The sequence below is a fragment of the Pseudomonas sp. GW458-11-26-14-LB4 genome (genome assembly GCF_059423925.1).
Genome location: NZ_JBWKYU010000045.1, coordinates 1 through 551, shown reverse-complemented (window position 1 = coordinate 551; position 551 = coordinate 1). Strand labels below are relative to the sequence as shown.

General features: G+C 56.6%; 1 protein-coding gene. It reads right to left on the bottom strand.

Going from position 1 to position 551, the window contains the following annotated elements:
• Window positions 1–551, bottom strand: a 551-nt coding sequence (locus tag AC07XZ_RS29080; protein ID WP_494990252.1) for an EF-Tu C-terminal domain-related protein, incomplete at both ends; no start/stop codon positions are given.

Genomic DNA, 551 nt, shown 5'->3' with positions numbered 1-551 from the left:
CCAGCACCAACGGTACGGCCGCCTTCACGGATTGCGAAACGCAGGCCGTCTTCCATCGCGATGGTTTTGATCAGGGTAACAGTCATCTGAATGTTGTCACCTGGCATTACCATTTCAACGCCTTCTGGCAGCTCGCAGTTACCGGTCACGTCAGTAGTACGGAAGTAGAACTGTGGACGGTAGCCTTTGAAGAACGGAGTGTGACGGCCGCCTTCTTCCTTGCTCAGAACGTAAACTTCTGCGGTGAACTTGGTGTGCGGCTTAACCGAACCCGGCTTAACCAGAACCTGACCACGCTCAACGTCGTCACGCTTGGTGCCACGCAGCAGAACGCCGCAGTTCTCGCCAGCACGACCTTCGTCCAGCAGCTTGCGGAACATCTCAACACCGGTGCAGGTGGTGGTGGTGGTGTCACGCAGACCAACGATTTCCAGGGCGTCTTGAACGCGAACGATACCGCGCTCGATACGACCGGTCACAACAGTACCGCGACCCGAGATCGAGAACACGTCTTCGATTGGCATCAGGAAAGGCTTGTCGATAGCACGCTC